Source organism: Deinococcus aquaticus (assembly GCF_028622095.1).
GTDB lineage: Bacteria > Deinococcota > Deinococci > Deinococcales > Deinococcaceae > Deinococcus > Deinococcus aquaticus.
Map to the genome: position 1 here is coordinate 252353 of NZ_CP115166.1, position 17763 is coordinate 270115.

At 71.4% G+C, this 17763-nt stretch carries 11 protein-coding genes; 6 read left to right on the forward strand and 5 right to left on the reverse strand.

Features of this window, described 5'->3' with window-relative positions; genetic code table 11:
- Positions 1-45: 45 nt before the first annotated feature.
- The gene (locus tag M8445_RS16025) at positions 46-2976 is read right to left on the reverse strand and encodes an EAL domain-containing protein (RefSeq protein WP_273990987.1); all 2931 of its coding nucleotides are present in this window, start codon (positions 2974-2976) and stop codon (positions 46-48) included.
- Positions 2977-3221: 245 nt separating this feature from the next.
- Here M8445_RS16025 and M8445_RS16030 point away from each other — a divergent pair, with 245 nt between their 5' ends.
- Positions 3222-6209 carry a sensor domain-containing protein gene (locus M8445_RS16030; RefSeq protein WP_273990988.1) on the forward strand — a complete coding sequence of 996 codons (2988 nt, stop codon included), beginning with the start codon at positions 3222-3224 and terminating at the stop codon, positions 6207-6209.
- Between the two features lie 91 nt (positions 6210-6300).
- Here the strand turns inward: M8445_RS16030 and M8445_RS16035 are convergent, their stop codons facing one another.
- Complete coding sequence (locus tag M8445_RS16035; protein ID WP_273990989.1) at positions 6301-7155, reverse strand: MurR/RpiR family transcriptional regulator; 855 nt, start codon at positions 7153-7155, stop codon at positions 6301-6303.
- 458 nt (positions 7156-7613) lie between these two features.
- Here M8445_RS16035 and ptsG point away from each other — a divergent pair, with 458 nt between their 5' ends.
- The gene (ptsG, locus tag M8445_RS16040) at positions 7614-9746 is read left to right on the forward strand and encodes a glucose-specific PTS transporter subunit IIBC (RefSeq protein WP_345385372.1); all 2133 of its coding nucleotides are present in this window, start codon (positions 7614-7616) and stop codon (positions 9744-9746) included.
- 116 nt (positions 9747-9862) lie between these two features.
- On the opposite strand, the gene M8445_RS16045 is transcribed toward ptsG, so the two are convergent.
- Positions 9863-10909, reverse strand: coding sequence for a transposase (locus M8445_RS16045; protein WP_273988203.1), 1047 nt, complete (start codon positions 10907-10909; stop codon positions 9863-9865).
- Positions 10910-11008: 99 nt separating this feature from the next.
- Between M8445_RS16045 and M8445_RS16050 the strand changes: the two genes are divergently transcribed.
- The 4 genes from M8445_RS16050 to M8445_RS16065 are packed head-to-tail and all read left to right on the forward strand — an operon-like array spanning position 11009 to position 15230.
- Positions 11009-11278 (forward strand): HPr family phosphocarrier protein, encoded by a 270-nt coding sequence (locus M8445_RS16050; RefSeq protein ID WP_273990990.1) that lies wholly within the window; start codon positions 11009-11011, stop codon positions 11276-11278.
- The gene (gene ptsP / locus M8445_RS16055) at positions 11271-13037 is read left to right on the forward strand and encodes a phosphoenolpyruvate--protein phosphotransferase (protein ID WP_273990991.1); all 1767 of its coding nucleotides are present in this window, start codon (positions 11271-11273) and stop codon (positions 13035-13037) included. Before M8445_RS16050 ends, ptsP begins: the two co-directional genes overlap by 8 nt.
- A 37-nt stretch (positions 13038-13074) precedes the next feature.
- On the forward strand, positions 13075-14208 hold the full coding sequence (gene nagA / locus M8445_RS16060; RefSeq protein WP_273991277.1) for an N-acetylglucosamine-6-phosphate deacetylase: 1134 nt from the start codon (positions 13075-13077) through the stop codon (positions 14206-14208).
- Entirely contained in the window at positions 14205-15230 is a 1026-nt protein-coding gene (locus tag M8445_RS16065; protein WP_221587343.1) for an SIS domain-containing protein, read from the forward strand. Before nagA ends, M8445_RS16065 begins: the two co-directional genes overlap by 4 nt.
- A 13-nt stretch (positions 15231-15243) precedes the next feature.
- Here the strand turns inward: M8445_RS16065 and M8445_RS16070 are convergent, their stop codons facing one another.
- A complete protein-coding gene (locus M8445_RS16070) occupies positions 15244-16497 on the reverse strand; it encodes an MFS transporter (protein ID WP_273990992.1) in 1254 nt (417 codons plus the stop codon).
- A complete protein-coding gene (locus M8445_RS16075) occupies positions 16494-17753 on the reverse strand; it encodes an ATP-grasp domain-containing protein (RefSeq protein ID WP_273990993.1) in 1260 nt (419 codons plus the stop codon). Before M8445_RS16075 ends, M8445_RS16070 begins: the two co-directional genes overlap by 4 nt.
- Between the last annotated feature and the right edge of the window lie 10 nt (positions 17754-17763).

Genomic DNA, 17763 nt, shown 5'->3' on the forward strand with positions numbered 1-17763 from the left:
TTAGCGCACGGCCGGGCCGCGCCCAGCGCCGTCCGCTGGCAGGACTCAGCCGCACAGGTCCGGGCTGCTGAGCCCCGGCAGGAACTGTTCCCGGAAGGCGGGGGCGCTCAGGCCCGGCGCGATCAACCAGCCCTGCATGACCGGGCAGCCCAGTTCGGCCAGCAGGTCCGCCTGCTCCTGCGTCTCCACACCCTCGGCCACCACGCCCAGACCCAGCGCCTGCCCCAGCCCCAGCGTGGCCTGCACGATGGCGCGGTTCTCGCGGCCCTCCCGGCCCTCGCTGCACAGATCCCGCACGAACGCCCGGTCGATCTTCAGTTCGTGAACCAGCAGTTGCCGCAGCGTCATCAGGGTCGAGTACCCGGTGCCGAAATCATCCACCGCCACCCGCACGCCCAGCTCCCGCAGGGTGCGGACGGCGCCCGCCACGGCGTTCAGGTCGTTGATGAACGCCGTTTCCGTGACTTCCAGCGTCAGGCGCTGCGGCGCGACCCCCGCCTCCTGCAACAGGTCCATCACCCGCTGCGGAAAGTCCGGCTGACGCAACTGCACCGGCGACACATTCACGCTGACTGTCAGGTGCGCGGGCCACCCGGCCACCTCGCGCAGCGCGCCGCTCAGCACGAACAGCCCGATGCTGCCGATCAGCCCGGTGGATTCCGCCACCGGAATGAAATCGGCGGGCGAGACCACGCCCAGTTCCGGGTGCGTCCAGCGCAGCAGCACCTCCGCGCTGCACAACCGCCGGTCGGCGCAGGCCACCTGCGGCTGGAACACCAGACTGAACTGCCCCTCCTGAAGCGCCTCGAACAGCGCCGTTTCCAGCGTCAGGTGCGCGATGCGGGGCTGCGCGGCCGGACTGAACACCTGATGGCCCTGCCCGGTGCGCTTGGCGTGATACATGGCGGTATCCGCCTGCCGCAGCAGCGCCGCGCCGTCCCGCGCGGTAGCCGGGTACACGCTCCAGCCCACGGCGACGCCCACCCGCAACTGACGGCCCCCGATCATGAACGGGCGGGTCACGGCGTCATGAATGTCGGCGCTGAGCGCGCCGATCTGCGCCGGGTCATTCAGGATCACCGCGAACTCGTCGCCGCCCATGCGCGCCAGCACCGGCACCGGGTAGCGGGCCGTGACCTCGCTCAGGCGCTCGCTGATGGCGGCCAGCAGCTGATCACCCACGTCATGGCCCAGCGTGTCGTTCACCAGCTTGAAGCGGTTCAGGTCCATCAGCGCCAGGGCCAGCGGCGCGTTCAGGTCGGCGGGCCGGCCCAGCAGCGCCGCGGACTCCCGCGCGAACCCCGCCCGGTTCTGCAGGCCGGTCAGGGCGTCGGTGTACGCCAGCCGCTGCAACTGCTCCAGTTTGCGCTGCCGGTCAATGAACAGCGCGATCTGCCCGGCCACGTTCTCGGCCAGCCGCTGCACGGCGGGCGGGACGTCCACGCGGTCGGGGTGCGTCAGGGCCAGCAGGCCCAGCAGCTGCCGGTCGCGGTCGTACATGGGCACCTCCACGCTGGTCTGCACCGCCGGAATCCAGCGGTCCCCGACCTGCTGTCCCACCCGGACGCGCTCCCACAGGTCGTAAATGACCTGTGCCTCTCCCCGCCGTTCTAGGTCGCGGCCACTCCACAACTGCCGCGCTTCCTGCGTCGGGAAGCGGGCGAGCATCCGCCCCAGCGGGGCAGGCACCGGCCCCATGATCCTCATGAATTCGCTCTCCAGGGTGGCCACGCCGGGACTCCAGCCGCGCGCCACCTGCTCCACGCCCCGGAAGATGGGCGCCAGCACCGCTTCCAGCGGCGCGTCCTGCAACGAGATGACCGTGGCGTCCGCGAAACTGCGCAGGAACAGGTCCGTGTGCCGCTCCTCACGCACGTCCCGCAGGATCAGCGCCCAGTGGCTGCCCGGCCCGGCGGCGCTGCCCACCCGCGTGGCAGAGACCTCCCACCACTCGCGGCGGCCCGGCAGGTGCAGGTCGTACTTGAACGCGGGTTCCGGCGTGTCGTTCAGGTACGTCAGCAGTTCCCGCAGGCCCTGGCGGTCCAACGGCAGCCACGGCCATTCCAGCGGGTGCGTTCCCGGCACCTGCGTACTCGGGTGCAGCGCGCCCATCGCGGCGTTCGCGTAGGCGACCCGGCCGTGCTGCGCGCCGCGCCGGGCGTCCAGAATGCACACGGGCGAGGTGGTGGCCTGCATGCTGCCCTCCAGCAGCGTCAGCCGTTCGGACTGCCGAGCGCGTTCCGGCAGGTCCGTGGCGAACGACAGCACCTTCAGGTCTCCCGCCGCGCTGTGCAGGGGAATCAGGGTGCGTTCCTGCACGGTGCCGCCGGCCAGCAGTTCATCCCAGGCCAGCCGCGCCGGTTCGCGCCGCATCTGCGTCAGCGCCTCCTCGCGCAGCCGCAGCGCCGCTTCCGGTAGGTTCAGCAGCCCGGCGGCCTCCCGGTCGGTGCGCCCGATCAGCTGCTGCGGGGCGCTGTCTGGCGGTAGCGCGGCCGGGTTGGCGTACACGTACCGCCCGGCCGCGTCCGTCACGGCCACGCCCAGCGGTAACTCCTGCAGCACCTGCCGGTAGAACTGCGTGATGGGCCGCAGCGGCGTGACGGGCCGCACCAGCAGCGCCGCGACTCTCCCCGCGCCGGGCAGGTCGTAGCGCACGCCGCGCAGCTGCACCGGCAGCGCCTCGTGGTCGGCGGTCCCGTGAAGGGCGCTGCGCAGCGTGAAGTCCCGCCGGTCCGGCAGCGTGCCCTGAAGCAGGAACACCTGCGCGGCCCGGTGCAGTTCCTCGCGGTCGTGCGGCAGGCACAGCTGCGTCAGCGGCTGCCCGAGCAGCTGAGCGGCCGTCCAGCCGCTCAGGGCCAGGAACGCTTCGGATACGCCCAGCACCTGAAGGTCGCCGTCAACCACGATGACCGGGTCCATACTGCCCGTCAGGGTGCGCAGCGCGGTCACGTCGGGTTCGGTCAGGCGGTCCAGCATCGACGTTCAGTATCTCCCGCGCAGCGTCACTGTCCTCTTTCGTGGATTCCGTGGGAGAACCCATGACGGGCAGCGGAGCCCACCGAGGCGACGGTTTCCCGGGGGCGAAACTGGTCACTGCTGGCAGAACCCGCAAGCGACCTCCGAACTGGTGGGCGATTAATGAATAAGAGGTGAATTCCCTGAGGGCCTACCGGGTAACCCCGGAGGGATTTCGTAAGGGCCGCCGTTGAATACTCTCTTGTATGCACTCATCCGGCACCCAGACTGATCAGGACGCAGTGATCCTGTCTGCCCTGCTGGGCAGTGTAGAGGCTCTGGCTGTCGTCGACGCCGTCACCCTGCACATTCTGGGAACGACCGACGCCTTCACAGCCCGGTTGCAGCGGAGCCGGCGTTCACTGGACGGGCTGCCCTTCTGGCCTCTGTTCCCGGCCGCAGAGCGCGACCACGCACTGGAACGGCTGCGGACACTCGCCCAGACTGGTGAACCCTGCCCGGCCTCTCCGTTCGCCCTGCTGGACGCCGCCGGGCAGGCCGTGCACACGGACCTGACCGGCGTCCGGTTGCCCCTGCCCGGCGGCCAGCAGACCCTGCTGCTGACCCTGGGGTCCTGCGGTGAGGGCGCGCCTCCCCCGTCCCTGCTGGCCGACGTGCTGGATAACCTGCCGCTGGACGTCGCCGCGTTCGACCTGCAGGGCCGTTACCTGTACGTGAATCCGGCGGCCATCCGCGACCCGGCCGTCCGGGCCGGCGCGATCGGCCTGACGCACCGCGAGTACGGTCAGTGGCGCGGCCACCCGGCCCGCCGGACCGCAACGCGTGACCATCACTTTCAACTGGCGGGTGAAGGCGCGGTCCAGCAGTGGGAGGAATACTTCCGCACGCCCGGCGGCCACAAGATCATCCGCCGGGCGCTCTGGCCAGTGACCGGCCAGGACGGCCAGGTCCGCCTGCTCATCGGGTACGGGTCCGACGTGACTGCCTCGCCCGAGCAGACCCAGCGCGTGACACTTCTGGAAACCATGGTCAACACCTCCGTGGACCCGCTGCTGGTCGTGGACGCCCGCCCCGGCCCCGCCTACCTGAGCGTGGTGTACGGCAACCCCGCCCTGCATGCATTCCTGCGCAGCCACGGTCTGGACCAGCTGCCCGAGACGCCCATGCCGGACTGGCCGCTGGGTGAGGGCAACCGCCGCGCCATCATGGACATGCTGGGCCGCCTGCATCCCACCGAGCTGCGCCGTGACGTGCTGTACCTGCCCGACGCGCACCAGTGGGCCGAGGTGAACATCAGTCCCATCCGGGACGACGACACCTGCGTCTACTGGGCCATCAACCTGCGCGACGTGACCGAGGCGTACCAGACGGCCGAGGTGCAGACTCAGGTGGCCCGCGCCAACCGCCTGGCCCTGAGCGGCTCCCCACTGCACGGCAGCATGGCGGCCCTGCTCGGAGGCGTGGCAGCCGCGCATCCCGGCTGGCGACCGGCGCTGGTCATCGCCAACCACGCCGGCATGCAGCAGGTGATCGGGACGATCAGCGACGAGTTCACGGAGCGCGTGGAAAGGGAACCGCTGGCCACCATGGAACGGTTCTGGCAGCTGACCGACCCTGACGGGCAGGGCGAACCGCTGATCGTGCCCGACCTGCTGCACGCCGACCTGCCCGACCCGGCGGCGCAGGCCATGACCCCGCACCTGGGCGTGCGTAGCGTCGTGCAGCTTCCCCTGTACGGCCGCGCCGGTCAGCTGCTGGGCGTGCTGATCGCCGCGCACCCGGACCCGCACCGCTGGTCGGGGCCAGTGCTCGAAGACCTGCGGCGGCGCGTGTCGGCCGCCGCCATGCTGGTCGAACAGCACGCGCAGCAGGAACGGCTGGCCGCGCTGGCCTTCACGGACCCGCTGACCGGCCTGATGAACCGCGTCACGCTGAGCGAACACCTGGACCGTCAGTTGCGCGGCGAGGCCCGCCCGGACCAGCGGCTGGCATTCGGCCTGATGGACCTCGACCGGTTCAAGTTCCTGAACGACGGGTACGGCCACCCGGCTGGCGATCAGCTGCTGCGCCAGCTGGCCGGCCGACTGGACGCCGTGTGCGCCCGGCACGGCGTTCAGGCACTGGCCCGCATGGGCGGCGACGAATTCGCGCTGCTGGTCGACGCTGCGCGCGTGCCTGCCCTGACCGTCGACCTGAGTGCGGTGTTCGACACGCCGTTCGAGATCAGCACCGGAACCGTCAGCGGCGGCGCTGGCAGCAGCCTCGTGCTGCTCCAGGCGTCACTGGGCTGGAGCGTCTACCCGGACACCGCCGCCGACGCCAGCGAACTGCACCAGCAGGCCGACGCCGCCATGTACGGCGCCAAGCGCCGCCAGGTGTTCTCGCAGGTGTTCGAGCCGGTCGCGCGCACCGGCCTGCAGACCCTGACGCTGGAAACGGCGTTGCGCGAGAGCCTGCGCAACGGCGACTTTCATCTGGTGTTCCAGCCGCAGATCGGTGTTCGCCGTGGCACCCTCGTCGGGGCCGAGGCGCTGCTGCGCTGGACCCACCCGGTCCTGGGGACCGTGCCGCCCGACCAGTTCATTCCCGTCGCGGAGATGGGCGGCCTGATGGGCGCACTGGGTGCCTGGGTGCTGCGCACCGCCTGCCAGGAAGCTGCCCGCTGGACCGGCGTGTGCCTGAGTGTCAACGTGTCCAGTCTTCAACTGAATGCCCCGGATTTCGCCTCGGAAGTCCGCGCCGCCCTGACCGGCAGCGGCCTCAGTGCCCGCCGACTGGTTCTGGAAGTCACGGAAACCGGCCTGGTCGACAACCCCGCCCGCACCCGCGAAACACTCCAGGCGCTGCGGGACGAGGGCGTGCGCATCAGCATCGACGATTTCGGCACCGGGTATTCCTCGCTGGTCAGCGTGCGGACCCTGCCGGTCGACGAACTGAAAATCGACCGTTCCTTCATTCACGACCTGGGTCAGGACTCTCAGGCGGGCCGTGAAAGCCGCGCTATCGTGAGCGCCAGTGTTCTCATGGCGCACGCCATGGGCATCGACGTGGTCGCCGAGGGCGTCGAGACATCCGAACAGGCCGCGCAACTCGCTGAACTCGGCTGCGACCTGATGCAGGGCTGGCTGTACGCGCCGGGCCTGAGTGCCGAACAGTTCGCGCGGTGGCGGGCGCAGTGGCCGGAGCGCGTCACCGCTCCGGGACTCCCTGCCCAACCTGAACGCCCGGACTGACCCGGACCCGGGTCGAGAGGCGCTGTAACCCATTCAGCCGGACTCCCTCTGTGGCATGTTTTCTCATGACGCCATTCCTCGCAGAACGGCTCTAGACTTTTTTCTCCCCCACGCTGCTGGCGGTGACGCGCAGCATGGCGTCCGCCTCGGGGCGGTGGGTCAGCAGCGCGGCGTACAGCGCTTCGAGCAGCAGCAGTTGACTGGTCAGGGTGTCCAGCACGCCGTCGGTCATGGGGTCTTCCTGACTGGCGGTGAACAGGACGGCGCTGGCGTGCCGGGTGATGGGGCTGGCGGCGCGGTGCGTGACGGCCACGGTGTACAGCCCGCATTCCTGCGCGAGTTTCAGGTGCCCGATGGTATCGAGGGTGCTGCCGGTGCCGCTCAGGCCGATCACGACGCTGCCGCGCGGCAACGTCGAGATACTGACGGCCGCGAGGTGCGGGTCGGGGTAGGTGGCGGCGGGCACGCCGATGCGCAGCAGGCGGTGCGCGAAGAACTGCGCGGTCAGGCTGCTGTTGCCCTGCCCGGTCAGGTCCACGCGCGGGGCGCGGGAGAGGCGCTCGGCGACGTCCCCGGTGACCTGGGCGTCCAGCAGGCGGGCGGTGCCTTCGAGGCTGCGAACGGCCTGCTGCGTGAGGCGCTGCATCTGGCTGGGCGCGTCGGTGCTGGCGTGCGGGCCGCCCTGCGGGTGCATGCCGCCCAGGTCGCTGGCCAGCGCGATCTTGAAGGCGTGAAACCCGGCGTAGTTCAGTTTGTGGCACAGCCGGGTGATGGTGGCCTCGCTGACCCCGGCGCTCAGGGCGACCTCGGTGATGGTCTGGTGAACGGCGGTGTCGGCGTGCGCGGTGACGTGATCGGCCACGCGGCGCAGGCTGGGGGACAGCGAATCGGCGTGCAGGCGGATGCGGCCGAGTGCGCCGCCCGTTCCGGTGGTGCTGCGGGTCATGCGTCGGGGCTCCTGCGGGTGGGGGTGGGCCAGAGGGTGGGGTGGGGCGACGGTCTGATAGTGCGACGGTAGCGCCTGAAAAGAATTCTTGTCAATGTGCCGTCCTGTTGACGCAGGAGTTTCAGGTCGGCGGGTGGGGTGGGCAGGGGCGCGGGGGCCGTTGTCAGCGGGCCGGTCGGCCTGTCTGGACGGGGCGGGCCTCCTGACAGGCACATTGAATGAAAATTAATTTTGACTTAAAAAAATTGACAGAAATTATTTTCACTCCTAGAGTGAAGCGAGCCGCGTTCCGACTTCCCTGCCTGCCAGACCGTGGAGGCCCTCCGCAACCCAGCCCGACCCGAGTGACTGCCGCCCCGGCAGCCCACCGGTCACGCCCCATGCGGCCCACCGCGCCCCTGCCCGGCCACCACCATGAACGCGAAGCATCCTTCCAACCTTCTTCGCAGGAGTTCACCGTGACCACACCCAACACCACCGCGCCCGGCACCGTGCCGGGCAAACCGCCCCGCAAGACCGCCTTCGCCGCCCTGCAGGAGATCGGCAAGGCCCTGATGCTCCCGGTCGCGGTGCTGCCCGCCGCCGGGTTGCTGCTGGGCTTCGGCTCGGCCTTCAACGACCCCAGTTACTCCTGGTACGCCAGCATCCCCGACTGGCTGCACTTCGTCGGCAAGATGATGGTCGGCGCGTCCGACGTGATCTTCGGGAACCTGCCCGTCATCTTCGCGCTGGGCGTCGCCATCGGCCTCGCGGGCGGCGCGGGCGTGGCGGCCCTGGCCGCGCTGGTCGGCTTTCTGGTCATGCACGCCACCATCAGCGCCTACCTGGGCCTGGGTGACGCCGCGACCTTCGACACCCTGAGCGCCGCCAGCAAGGGCGCGTACGCCAAGGTGCTGGGCATCAACTCGCTGCAGACCGGCGTATTCGGCGGCATCCTGATGGGCCTGCTCGCCGCGTTCCTGTACAACCGCTACAAGGACATCCGCCTGCCCGCCTTCCTGGGCTTCTTCGCGGGCCGGCGCTTCGTGCCGATCGTCACGGCCGCCTCGGCCATCGTGGTCGGCATCCTGCTGACCTACCTGTGGCCGCCGGTGCAGCAGGGCCTGAACGCCTTCTCCACGGTCGCGACCGAGGGCGCGCCCGTCGCGGCCAGCGGCATCTTCGGCTTCGTGAACCGCCTGCTGATCCCGTTTGGCCTGCACCACATCTGGTACCAGCCGTTCTGGTTCATTGCCGGTGAGTACACCACGCCCGACGGCAACGTCGTACACGGCGACCTGACCCGCTACATCGCCGGGGATAAGAGCGCCGGGATCTTCATGACCGGTTTCTTCCCGATCATGCTGTTCGCCCTGCCCGCCGCCGCGCTGGCCATCGTGCAGGAAGCCCGCCCGGAGCGCCGCAAGGTCATCGCCGGGATCATGGGCAGCGCCGCCCTGACCTCCTTCCTGACCGGCATCACCGAACCGATCGAGTTCTCGTTCATGTTCGTCGCGCCGCTGCTGTACGTCTTCCACGCCGCCATGACCGGCCTGAGCTTCATGGTCATGAACATCCTCGGCTCGCACAGCGGCTTCACCTTCAGCGGCGGGGCCATCGACTACTTCCTGCTGATGCCCAAAAGCACCCGCGCGTGGCTGGTGCCCGTCGTGGGCCTCGTCTTCGCCGCCGTGTACTACGTGGTGTTCCGCGCCGTGATCCGCCGTTTCAACATCATGACCCCCGGCCGTGAGGAGGTCAGCAGCGAGGACACCGCCGCCGCCACCGTCCGCGCCGCCGGCGGGGACCGCGAACTGGCCGTGGACATCCTGCGCGCCCTGGGCGGCCCCAGCAACATCAGCAACCTTGACGCCTGCATCACCCGCCTGCGCGTCAGCGTGAACGACAAGAGCCGCGTGAATAAAAGCCAGCTTCAGATGCTCGGCGCGGCCGGTGTCCTCGAAGTCGGGAACAGCGTGCAGGCCGTGTACGGCACCCGCAGCGACCAGCTGAAAGAGGAGATGCGCCGCGTGATCGAGGAAGGCGCGTACACCGAGGCCAACCCCGCCGCGACCCGCCCCGCCGACGCCGCGCCCGCCCAGGTCCGCACCGGCCCGCCCGCCCCGGCCATCACCGCCCAGCCCAACCCCATTCCGCAGACGACCGGCGGCGCACCTGCCCTGCCCGCCGACTTCACGCTGCCCATGCCGGGGCGCGTGCTGCCCATCACGGACGTGCCTGACCCCGTCTTCAGCGGCCGGGTCATGGGCGACGGCTTCGCCATCGAACCCACGGGCGGCCGCGTCGTCGCCCCCGTCAGCGGCGAGGTCGTCACGCTGTTCCCCACCGGGCACGCCATCGGCCTGCGCGCCGACAACGGCCTGGAAGTCCTCGTGCACGTCGGGATCGACACGGTCAGCCTGAACGGCGAGGGCTTCACCGCCCGCGTCGCCCAGGGCGACCGCGTGACCGCCGGGCAGACCCTGGTGGACGTGGACCTGGACGCCGTGCGCCCCCGCGTGCCCAGCCTGATCACGCCCGTGATCTTCACCAACCTCGCCCCGGACCAGAGCGTGCAGATCGACGGTCAGACCGTCACCCTCAAGTCCTGAAGTCCGGCGCCTGACCCTCAAGCCCGCGCGGGCGGCCATGACGTTCGCCCGCGCCCCCACCCTTCAAGGAGACACCACCATGGAACAAGAGTTTCCACTTCCCTGCTGATGTCGTGTCACGCGGCGTCAAGCAGGGGGCCGTCCTGCTCCATCCCGGTCAGGACGTACTTTTCGGCATTCTGAGCTGCCTGCCGTTGTGCGGCCCGCCACGTCATTCCCGGTACTTCCCTACGCACCCGTAACACCGCGTGAAAGGCCTCCACCACGCACCACACCCAGTTCTCCTGCGCCTGGATCGTCCGGCAATGACAGCGTCCCAGTCCCAGGTTCTGCTTGAAGAACCGGTGAATCACCTCAATTCCCCAGCGGGCCTTCCAGGCCCGCAGCAGTGAGCGAACCGTGACGTCACCACCAAACGTGCTGAACAGGAAAAACCGTGTCCACTCCCCGTGCACCTTGCGCCACACGATCAGGACATCGAACCCACCGACCTCACGGGTGACCGACAATCGACGGACACGCCACCCGAACTCCGCGTACAGGTGGCAGCGTTCTGGAGGGAACTGCCGACTCAGCGCACCGAGGGTGAGTCCCTCACCCTCGAACTGCACGGTCATATTGGCTTTGGCACGGATCAATACCGGAATCTGATGCTCGCGACTGAAGGTCACAGCCGCGTCCCGCCCGAACTCCCCATCCAGGAGGAGACCCGCCATGGGGACGCCCGCCGCGAGGCAATCCTGGACGACGTGGATCATTTCCTGAGTCGCTGTACGGTAAGGATAGCGCTCTGTATGCAGGGCCTGGGAAACCTTGAAGCGCTCCAGCAACGGAACTGGATCTTCACCGAACCTGACCAGGGCCGCGGAGGTGAACTGATGGCCCAGACGGGTCTGGGCCTGACCGCTGTAGTGGTAGTTCACGCCTTCCATCGTCCGTCCGGCGTGGGGCACCATGACGAAATCAATGGCCAGGAACGCGCCCTCCGGCGCGTTCCTGGCTCGACGCTTGAAGTCCTCCGTGGAGGCGAAGGAGTCCCGCGCCATCTCTTTGGAGATGGCACTTTTACACAGGGTGCTGTAGGGGATGAGGCCACTGAGGCTGGTGACCCGGTTCAGCTGAGCGGTGATGATGCTGTGCGGTAGGCTGGGGATGCGAGGCATAGTCACTTCGCATAAAGGCCCATGAGACCGGGGAATTTCAAGCCCCTGCCTCCTGGGCCTTCGTGCTGGTCGCTATTCCCTCGCCTGTGGAAACTCTTGATGGAACAGAACTTCATCGTCACCGCCGAACACGGCCTGCACGCCCGCCCCGCCGCCCAGCTCGTGCAGGTGGCCTCGCCGTTCGCCAGCGCCATCGAACTCGTCACCGCCGACAGGGCCGTGAACCTCAAGAGCATGATGTCCGTCATGGGTGTGGGCCTCGCCAGCGGCGCCAGCTTCAGCGTCCGCGCGACCGGCGACGACGCGCAGGCTGCCGTGGACGCCATTGCCGCCCGCCTGGAAGAACAGGGCCTCGCCCGCCGTGCCTGACCCGGCCCTCACGCCCGCCGCCGCTCCGGTCACGCTGAGTGGCGTGGCCGCCTCGCCCGGCACCGGCATCGGCCCGGCCTTCATCCTGAGCGCCCCGGACCTGAGCTTCGAGACCCTGACCGGACAGGACCCGGCCGCCGAGCGTGTCCGCCTGGACGCCGCGCTGGCCGGGAGCCGCACGGACCTGCACGGGGTGCGCGAGGGCGCCCGCGCCCGCCTGGGCGACGATGCCGCCGCGATCTTTGACGCACACCTGCTGCTGCTGGACGACCCGGAACTCGGCGCGGCCATTCAGGAATCCCTGACCGGCGGCGCGAACGCCGAGGCCGCCGTGCACGGCGCGTTCGAGGCGTTCATCGGGATGTTCGAGAGTCTGGACGACCCGTACCTGCGCGAGCGGGCCGCCGATCTGCGCGACCTGCGCGCCCGCGTGCTCTCGCACCTGCTGGGCCGACCCCTGGCCAGCCTGGCCGAGCTGCGCGAGCCGGCCATCGTGGTCGCGCACGACCTGACGCCCAGCGACACCGCCGGACTGGACCCCGCCCTGGTGCGGGGTGTCGTCACGGCCGTGGGTGGGCGCACCAGCCACAGCGCGATCATGGCGCGCGGCCTGGGCCTGCCCGCCGTGGTGGGCGTGGGCGAGGCCGCCCTGGCGGGCCTGACGCGCGGCACGCCGCTGATCGTCAGCGGCGACGCGGGCACCGTGACCGTCCACCCGGACGCCGCCGCCCTGAACGCCGCGCAGGCCGCGCAGGCCGCCGCGCACGCCGAACACGCCCGCCTGGACGCCCTGAAAGGCCAGGAGGGCCGCACCGCCGACGGACTGCGCGTGGAACTCGCCGCGAACATCGGCTCGCCCACCGAGGTGCCGGGCGCCCTGAACGCCGGAGCAGAGGGCGTGGGCCTGTACCGCACCGAGTTCCTGTTCCTGGGCCGCGACGACCTGCCCGGCGAGGACGAACAGTACCGCGCCTACCGCGCCGTGCTCGAAGGCATGGCGGGCCGCCCCGTGATCATCCGCACGCTGGACATCGGCGGCGACAAGGCCCTGCCCGCCCTGGGCCTCCCGCACGAGGAGAACCCCTTCCTGGGCTTCCGTGCGATCCGCCTGTGCCTCGCGCGGCCGGACCTGTTCCGCGTGCAACTGCGCGCCCTGCTGCGCGCCAGCGTGCACGGCCAGCTGCACGTGATGTTCCCCATGATCGCCACCGTGCAGGAATTCCTGGACGCCCGCGCCCACCTCGACGCCGCGCGCGCCGAACTGACCGCCGAGGGCGTGCCAGTTGCCGCCGACATTCCAGTCGGGATGATGGTCGAGATTCCGGCCGCCGCCGCCCTGAGCGAGCAGTTCGCGCGGCACGCGGACTTCTTCAGCGTGGGCAGCAACGACCTGATCGGGTACGCCATGGCCGCCGACCGCATGAATGAGCGCGTGGCGAACCTGTACCAGCCGCTGAACCCGGCCGTGCTGACCCTGATCGCCCTGACCTGCCAGGGCGCCGCCCGCCACGGCCGGTGGGTGGGCGTGTGCGGCGAGATGGCCGGCGACCCGCTGGCGCTGCCACTGCTGGTCGGGCTGGGTGTCACGGAACTGTCCATGAGCTCGCCCGCGCTGCTGCCGCGCCGCGAGCAGGTGCTGAACCTGAACGCCGCGCAGGCCCGCGAACTGGCCGCGCACGCCCTGACCCTCAGCCACGCCGCCGAGGTCGAGGCCGCCGTGCGCGCCGCCTACCCCCACCTGACCCCCACCGATGCCTGACGGAGCGGGCGTGACGGTCCTGCGCGGCCTGCTGCTGATGCCCGGCCCGCAGGGGAGCCTCGCGCCGGGCCGCCTGACCCTCCAGGGCGGCCTGATCCGCGCCGTGGAACCCGACCCGCAGGCCCCGCGTGACTGGGTGATCCTGCCCGGCTTCGTGGACACCCACGTTCATGGCGGCGGCGGCGGGGACACCATGGACGGCCCGGACGGCGTGCGCACCCTGGCCCGCCTGCACGCCCGCCACGGCACGACCACGCTGCTGCCCACCACCATCACCAACCCCTGGGAGGCGGTGCTGGAGGCGCTGCGCGGCGTGGCCGAGGTCATGCGTACGGGCGTGCCGGGCGGCGCGGACATCGCGGGCGCCCACCTGGAAGGGCCGTTCATCAGTCCTGGCCGTCTGGGTGCGCAACCGCCCTGCGCAGTGGGCCCCACCGAGGTGCTGGTGACGCAGGTCATTGCGACGGGTGTCCTGCGGGCCGTGACCCTCGCCCCGGAACTGCCGGGCGCGCGGGAAGCGGCCCTGGCCTTTGCCCGCGCGGGCGTGCGGGTCGGGATCGGGCACACCCGCGCCGACGCCGATACCGTGACCGGCCTGCTCGCGCTGCTGAGTGCGGCGGGCGCGCAGACCTGCGCGACGCACCTGTTCAACGCTATGGGCGGCGTCGAGGGCCGCGCCCCCGGCGTGCCCGGCGCGCTGATGGCCGACCCGCACGCCACGCTGGAAGTCATTCTGGACGGCATTCACCTGCACGACACGGCCGTGCGTCTCGCGCGGGCCGCCGCGCCGGAACGCCTGATCCTGATCACGGACGCCATGCGCGCCGCCGGACTCGGTGACGGTCCCAGCGAACTCGGCGGGCAGCCCGTCACGGTACGCGGCGGGAAGGCCACCCTCCCGGACGGCACCCTCGCCGGCAGCGTCCTGACCATGGACGCCGCCCTGCGCCGCGCCGTCGCCGCCGGCATTCCCCTGCCGGAAGCGAGCCGCATGGCCAGCCTGACCCCGGCCCGCTCGGTCGGCCTGCACGACCGGGGCGAACTCAGGCCCGGTCTGCGCGCCGACCTCGTCACCCTCGACCCGGACCTGACCGTGCAGGCCGTGCATGTCGCCGGAGTGCCCATCGCCGGAACACCTGTGGCCGCCCCCCCCACCCTGGAGAACCCATGACCGATCCTCTGATGTTGCAGGAAGCCCGGCAGTCCCCGGACGTCACCCGCCGCCAGCTCGCCGAAAACGCCGACGTCAGCCGCGCACTGGCCGCCGCCATCCGCGCCCTGAAACCCGCGTACGCCGTCACCATCGCGCGTGGCAGCAGCGACCACGCCTGCACGGTCCTCAAGTACGCCCTGGAAACCCAGCTGGGCCTGCCGGTCGCCAGCCTCGGCCCCAGCGTTCACACCCTGTACGGCGCGCGGCTGGACCTGCGCGGCGCCCTGGTGATCGCCGTGTCGCAGAGCGGCGCGAGCCCCGACGTGGTCGAGAACGTCCGCGCTGCCCGCGAGAGCGGCGCCCTGACCGTCGCACTCGTGAACGTGGAGGACAGTGACCTGGCGCGCGCCGCCGAGTTCGTCTTGCCGCTGCGCGGTGGTGAGGAACGCGCCGTGGCCGCCACCAAGAGCTACCTCGCCAGCCTGACCGCCCTGCTGCCCGTCATCGCGGACCTCAGCGGCGACGAGGCACTGCTGCGAGGCCTGCATGCCCTGCCCGCCGCGCTGGAAGCCACCCTGGCCCTCGAAGGACAGGCCCGCGACCTGGCCGACCGCTACCGCTTCGCGGAGAACCTGATCGTCCTCACGCGCGGCCTGCACTACGGCGTGGCGCAGGAAGCCGCCCTGAAACTCAAGGAAACCAGCGGCATTCACGCCGAGGCGTACTCCGCCGCCGAGTTCAGCCACGGCCCCAAACGCCTGCTCGCCGAGGGCCTCCCGGTCCTGGCCTTCACGCCCGCCGATCAGGCCGGGGCCGCCACCCGCGCCGCGCTGGACGCCCTGCAGGCCGACGGCGCGGACCTGCGCACCATCGGCCCCGCCAGCGGCAGCACCCTCACCACGCCCGGCACCGGGCACGGCCTGACCGACACGGTCCCCAGCGCCCTGGCGTTCTACCTGTTCGCCGCGCACCTCTCACTGGCACGCGGCCTGAACCCCGACCAGCCCCCGCTGCTCAGCAAGGTCACGAAGACCCGCTGAGCCCCCGCCGGCATCAGGCCGTGCCCGGCTGCCCGGTGGGCGCAGGCGCGCCCTGCACGGGGGCGCGGCCCAGCAACAGCGGCGCGGCGAACACCAGCAGCGCCGCGGCGGTCAGCGCCTCCTGCGTGCCCATGACCGTGCCCAGCCAGCCGCCCAGCGCCGCGCCCAGCGGCAGGCTGCCCCACAGCAGCGTGCGCGAGGCGGTCGCCACCCGCGCCTCCATGCCGGCCGGGGAGAGTGACTGGCGCAGCGCGTCCTGCCGGATGTTGTACGTGACCACGCAGGCCGTCCCGGCGGCGCGGCCCAGCATGATCAGCGCCAGTCCCAGCGCGCCCGGCGCGGCCAGCGGCACCAGCAGGCCCGCGCCCGCCAGGGCCAGCAGGCCGCCGCGCATGACCCGGTCGTCCGGCATGCCCGACAGGCGGCGGCTCAGGGACGCGCCCACCAGTCCGCCCAGCCCGCCCACCGTCAGGGTCAGGCCCATCACGACCGGCGCCACCTGCCACACGCGCAGCAGGTGAAACGACAGCAGCGTGAACGTCATGGCCCGCGCGAAGTTCACGAACGCCGCCGTGACCGCCAGCCGCCGCAGCAGCCCGTGCCGCCACACGAACGCCATGCCGCGCGCTGCGTCCCCGAACAACGTGCCCCGCCCGTCACGGCCCGCCAGTACCGGGGCGCGCAGGCCCAGCAGGCGCAGGCTGGCCGCCAGGAAACTCAGGGACTCACCCAGTAGCGCCGCCGCCGCGCCTGCCTGCGCGATCAGCAGGCCGCTCAGGCCCGGCGCGGCGGCCAGCGCCGCCTGCTCTCCGGCCTGCACGGCCCGGTTCGCGTCCCGGCGGTCCTCGAAGTGCGCCAGCCAGCGCTGAGTGGACGCGTCGTGCAGCGCCCCCAGGCTGCCCAGCAGCAGCGCCATACCCGCCAGCAGAGGGGCGGACAGCGCGCCCGCGTGCGCCAGTCCCGCCGCGCCCAGCAGCAGCGCCCCGCGCGCCACGTTCATGCCCAGCATGGCCGCGCGGGGCGGCAGGCGGTCTGCGGCGGCGCCCAGCAGCAGACCCAGCAGCAGGTGCGGCAGGAACGCTGCCGCCGTGATCAGCCCCAGCGTCAGGGCGGTGCTGCCCGGCAGGGTCGAGGCGATCACCGGCAGGCTCAGCCCGCCCAGTTGCTGCCCCGCCGCGCTCAGCGCCGCCGCCTGACCCAGCGCGGACGGCGCGGACGGAACCGGTGCGGGGGGCAGGGGAGTGGCCAGAGCAGTGGGCGGAGTCACGGCCTGCCCACCCGGTCGCCCGGCGCCGCTTCGCCCTGCGCGGCACTGGGGTGCGCGGCGCCGCGCAGGCGGGCAGCGAACCACGCGGCCTGCCCGTCCAGTTCGGCGGCCGTCTCGCCCAGCAGCATCAGGCCTGCGCGGTCCGTGCCGCCCCAGGGAGCCGCGTGTGAGATCAGCACCGGCACGGCGCGGCCCTCCTGCCAGCCTTCCAGCAGCACGCCGCTGAGGGTGTCGGGCGCGCAGGTGCTGGTCAGGATTTCCAGCCGCGCCTGAAGTCCATGCGCCCGGAGTGCTGGTCCCAGCAGCGCGGCCAGCGTTCCGCCGGTCAGGCGGGGGTTCACCTCGGCCACCAGCAGGGGCGCCCCCGCGCCGGGGTCCATCAGGTCCACGCCCAGCACGCCCCGGAATCCCCGCGCGGCGCAGGCGAGCGCCACCTCCGCTCCCAGCGCGGCGCACCCGGCCTCACGCGCCAGCGGGCGGAGCTCCACGCCGCTGAAGCGCGCGCCGACCAGCCGCTGCACCGTCACGCCCAGCACGGTCACGTCGCCCGGACCGCGCACCGCCACCTGCACGCTCGGACTGGACTCCAGGTGCAACCGGGCCTCCAGCACCAGCGGCGCGCCCGCCGGGTAGCGCGCGGCAGCCGCTGCGGCCTCCTGCGGGTCCGCGCAGAAGACCACGTCCGCCCCGCCGCCCGTGGGCGCGAAACTGGCCTTCACGACCACCGCGCCGCCCAGCTCGGCGGCGACCGCGCGCACGGCGTCCGCTTCGTTGGGGGTCACCCGGCGTGGCGGCAGGCAGGCCGTCAGCGCGGAGAGCCGCGCCTTGTCCGCCAGTTCCGTCAGCAGGTCCGGCGGCAGCGCCGCGTCACGCTCCGCCAGGTCTGCCGGATGCTGCGGGAACATCGTCACGAGCGGCCCGAACTCGCCGCGCAGGGTCCGCAGCGCCTCCCGGTACGACGCGCGGTCCCGGTAGGTCACGACCCGCGCCGGCAACTCGAAGCCCACCTGCCGGAACAACCGGGCCTGCTGCGGCGTCCACGCGCTCTCGTGCGCGGCCAGTCCCAGCCCGCCCATCAGCTGGTTCGTGCCACCCAGTCCCAGGTCGGTGTGCAGGTCGCTGCGACCGAACAGCGGATTCTCGAACGGCAGCCGGTACGTGACCGCGCCCCCCGGCAGCACGTCTGCCGGACGCAGCGACAGGGACGGACGGAACGGGCGGCGCGCGGCAGGGAACGGCGAAACAGGATGCGTCAAGACATCACTC